Genomic DNA, 4,756 nt, shown 5'->3' with positions numbered 1-4,756 from the left:
TTGGGTGTCCAACCATCTCCATGTGAAGTTGGACCATAAGGAATAGTCCCGGGAATAAACTCCTGTCTCCCATCGGGATGAAGCCACGTATCCAAATGCAAAATCTGCTGTGGGGACTGATGGCCTGAACCAACCATCCATGTCATGTCCAATGGATTACCGCCAAGGACATAATCTGCACTTGTCAAGGCCGCTCTGTAATATCTTTCCTCACCTGTGATATGGTAAAGTACCAAAGCCGGAAATACCAAAGGGGTGGTTGCCTGACCAAGAAAAGTCCTGAAGTTAGGACCAAACCCAACCCTGAAACTTCGGTTTTCGGCAGTCAAAATATATTCACTAATTGTTCTTTGTACGGCAAAATCTAAACTGCTTTGCCTGGCATTAGGATCAATATCTTCATTGGTATCCGTCAAATAAGCCCAAATAGCAAAATCCTTGTTATCATCTGCATACCTTAAGGTTGATGGCGTATTGAAATCCGCAATATACGTATCCTGATAGGCTTTTTCACCCGTGAGCTTATAGAGCCATGCTGCTGCATACATCCTGGAATTATGGTGATAGTCCACAGCAGTATCGAAATTTTCCGTTGCCCACTCATAGGCCTGAACTGCTTTTTCCAACATTTCACCACTCATCTCCTCCATACCTAACATTCTATAGCAAAATGCCAACTGTGCAGAGAGACCGGAAAAAGTAAATGTGGTCACATGATCTTCCCCGGAAATTGTCCATACCCTCACATCTTCCCATGAAGGAATGTTGTTAACTGGCTTGGTTTCAAAATCAGGATGGATCCTCGCTCCTGCTATCCCACCATTGGGACCTCTGGTCCTATCCAGGTAATCAATCAAAAATCTTGCTTCATCCAAAATATCGGGGATACCATTTCCACTTTCGGGAATATTCAATTCACCATCGATAAAATTCTCCGGTACGAGCTCAAATGCAGTCATCAAAAACCTGGGGATTTTCAAATGATTGTAATACCCATCCCAATCACCCGCATCCATATACCAACCCCAGGTTTCCAACTTAAAATCGGGAAGTAACTTTGCATAGACATCTTCTTTTCTGCCGTTTTCGGGAGAAGTGCTCAACCAGTCCATCCATCGTGAAGTGGTATATTGGAATCTCACCTGTCTGTCGTCCGGGTGCAGATTTCTTGGTCTCGTCCAATCTGTGTATTGCCTTTCAAGCGGTATTCCGCTCCGCTGATGATACAGTTGTCTGATGGCATGGTAATAGGGCTCTCTATAAATATCTTCATCCAATCTGAACGGGAAACTGCTTCCAATACCCTCGATAGCAAGTACATACTCACCGGAAACTTTGAAGTCAGAAAAATCACACTCCCAAACATCCGACATGGAAAGAAAACCCTGTTGGGGTGTTCTTTGTAGGTCAATGTATCCAGCGTTTTCCAAATCCAGTCGCTTTTGAATATTTCCCTGGAAAACTCTTTCTCCTGACTTTTGGTCAATCAAATAAAAGTCTGCTCCTGAATAAGGATCCAAATCAATCGGGCCCCCATCACCCATCCAATGGGATAGGTAAGCATATTTTACAGGAGCGGTGGATTTGAAACCAATCTGATTGGCATGAACGGCCTCAGATCGGATTTTTGTAAAATCGAAAACAAAAGAATCCTTATTGTAATTTTCTGCCAATTGGTCCAATTCAATAGTGTAGGTGAATCCCTGCTTGAGTTGAAAAGGTAAATGAAGATAAATAAAATGTTCATTGATGTAGTCATTGTCGCAAACATTGTTCACCCAATTGCAATCATTTGAAAAGTCCTTTCCTTTAGTTTTTCTACTTATTTTAATGGGTGATATTCCCCCTGCAAATTCCGGGTCATCAGAGCTGGAAATTTTGTAAGATTCTAAAACTGATGTTTTGGATACATCCAAAGGGAAGTTATAAGTAACAGTAGTATTTTGACCTTGCCTGTATCCACTATGCTCAATATAACCATCATCAAATTGGAGAACCAAAATCCGGTCATTCAATACAGATAACCGCACCCAATCTGAAGCCAAAAGATTGCCGCCAAACATGGCAAACAAGAGCCCAAGAAATGATATTTTAAAATTGAAAGGTGTTAAATTATTTGTCATCTCACCCCCCTTTTTAATTCTCCAAAATACTTTCCAATGACCAGGAAATAAAGGAAGCAAAATTATAATCCGTATAAGGATGGGAGGCGCCACTGGGCGATTTGTACCTTTGCAAGACTTTAGATATTTCAGCCAATATTTCAGAATTAGTTGGATTGGAAAGTTCCAATGCCCTCGCTGCCTGTAGTTTTACTTCATCGATGGGATGATTAAGTTTCTCAACAAGAACCTCTAGGTATTCATCATTTTGGGTTAATAAATATAGATTCTCAGCGGCAACAATCTGAACAGTAACCGATGCTGATTTCAATAAGAAAATTAACTGCTGTATAAAATTCCTTTGGTCTTCAAGAGGTAATTGCCTAAGTGCCATCAAACCCCAAAAGATCACCCCCGAATCGCTGTCTTCTAGTAAGGTGTTGATTTCATTTGGAGCGGCTTTGCCCACCATATTTGCTGCACTATAAAGTCTTTTTAAATCAAATTTCAGAGGATCATTCCGAAGGAAATAGGGGGATTTTCCATCTGCCCGTATTACCATTTCACTTTCATAAAGAAAACCCAAGTCCTTGGTTTCCATCACATAGTCCTGTAATCTCTTCCTCATCCATTCCATTTGCCCTTGATATTCTTCCTTTCCAGCCAAGTTGTTCAGTTCATAAGGATCGCTTTTGAGGTCATAGAGTTCTTCAATTGGTTTGGAACTGAACATTTTCAAACTTTCAAGGGAGAGTTTACCTGCCTGATTCAATTCTAAAAGATTTCCAAAACTTTCCTTTTCATCAGAAAAAATCACCGAAGACTGAATGTAAGGTAAATGAGGCATGAAGTGCCTGATGTATATAAACCGGTCATCTCTGACAGCCCTTGACATTTCATACATATTATCAGCCCTGCTTCTGAAAGCATAGATGTCCTTTCTAAGTTGACTTTTTCGCTGTTTTCCTAAAAAGGGAAATCCTTCCATATATTCAGGAACCGGAATATCCGCTAAGGAAAGCGCCGTGGGAACAAAATCCACAAAGCTGACCAAATCCCCAGTCTTTTCACCTGCTTTCAAGTTGCTGAGATTTTTATATTTATCAGGTATATGGACAATCAAAGGTACATTAATGCCTGTTTCATAGAGCCATCTTTTATACCTAGGCATACCAAAGCCGTGGTCAGAAAAAATGAATACAATGGTATTATCCAATAACCCATCATCTTTAAGGTTTTGAAGTATCTCCCCTACCTCATAATCAAATGCCGTAATCAGGTCATAATACCTTGTCCATAGATCCTTGAATTCCTCATTGTTTGGGTGATATGGTGGAACAGGGACCGATCGGCTTTCGTGCCTAGTCGAGTGGGGAAACAATTGCATTTCCTCTTCATATTTTTCTTTGGAATTACCTTTACCCTCATGCGTACTCTTCAATGTAAATACGCTTAAAAAGGGTCGCCCATCTTCAATTTTCCTCCAGGGTGCCTTGTCGGTTGACCAATACTCCCAAAGTCCTTTGGGATCAAAATTGTAATCGGTTTTTCCGTAAAGACTTGTAAAATACCCAGCCTCTGAAAAAAGTGTTGGTAGGGTTTTAAGTTCCTTCGGATAGGGGGTTTCCGATCTCAAATGTTGTGTTCCAATGGATGTAGCATATAGCCCGGTAACCAAAGTCGATCTTGAGGGCGAACAAATTGGTGAGACGGCAAAGGCATTTTCATAAATCATGGATTTTTTTGCCAAAGAGTCCAACACAGGAGTGATGGCATGAGGATCACCATAAAACCCAAAAGCCGGTCCGATGTCCTCCGCATTAATCCAAAGGATATTAGGCCTTTCATTATTCAATAATGAATCGTTTACTTTTAAATCGGATTTACAGGAACAAAAAATTATTGGAATTGATAAAAAGCTCAGGACAAGAATTCTTTGAATAATCCGCATATACTTAAACATTGATTTGAAAATAGATCTTCCAAAATTACCCCGTCTAACAATTAAGAAAGGAAAGGAAAATCCTAATAAGGGGGAAGATTAAACATCTAAAGAGAATTAATGAATTGAATATTAATCCATTCTAAAAAGATGTTTCTCTTTTGGCCTTTTTTTTATGGAGGTAATCCCATTATCACATGATTGATGACTGATTATCAATAAAAAAACCAAAAAATATAGTAGCAAAGAATTAATATTGAAACTGACCTTGACCATAATACTATTTTTCAAAACCATTTTTCAAAACCCATTTCACTGAGTCGACTTTTCTTCTCTGCTGGTCTTCGGTCAATTCATCCCACAGGTATAAAGGCAAACCAGCAGTTTCAAGCCCATGACTCCAGAAATAAGTTGCCTTTTCAAAAATTTTCGGATTTCCCAGAATTCTTGGATCTTTTGTCTCCGTTAAGTATTGTATTAGTTTTTTGGAAAGTTCATCCCGCACATCTTGGAATCCGGGTTTAAAGGCCAAATTGTTCAATTGATAAGGATCAGCATTTACATCATACAACTCCTCCGCAGGTCTCTTTCCGAAAGACCATTGAAAATACTGTTTATTTTGAGGATCATTTTGCTGTTGTAGTATCAGATCCTTTGTTGGACCTCCATCTACATCCCCAAAGGGCATAAGATCCCAAGCATATTGAGGATC

General features: G+C 39.7%; 2 protein-coding genes and 1 pseudogene. All 3 read right to left on the bottom strand.

Annotated features, from left to right (window positions below; all coding sequences use genetic code 11):
• The coding region (locus tag ACEW8U_RS21190; RefSeq protein WP_373524050.1) for a glycoside hydrolase family 9 protein at positions 1-2,123 on the bottom strand (2,123 nt) is incomplete at its 3' end.
• Between the two features lie 13 nt (positions 2,124-2,136).
• Positions 2,137-3,957 carry a sulfatase-like hydrolase/transferase gene (locus tag ACEW8U_RS21185; protein WP_373524049.1) on the bottom strand — a complete coding sequence of 607 codons (1,821 nt, stop codon included), beginning with the start codon at positions 3,955-3,957 and terminating at the stop codon, positions 2,137-2,139.
• A 367-nt stretch (positions 3,958-4,324) separates the two neighbouring features.
• Positions 4,325-4,756: pseudogene (locus ACEW8U_RS21180) on the bottom strand (hypothetical protein); the annotation flags it as partial.

Source organism: Aquiflexum sp. (assembly GCF_041751335.1).
Lineage (GTDB): Bacteria > Bacteroidota > Bacteroidia > Cytophagales > Cyclobacteriaceae > Aquiflexum.
This window is presented reverse-complemented; position numbering and strand designations above follow the sequence as displayed.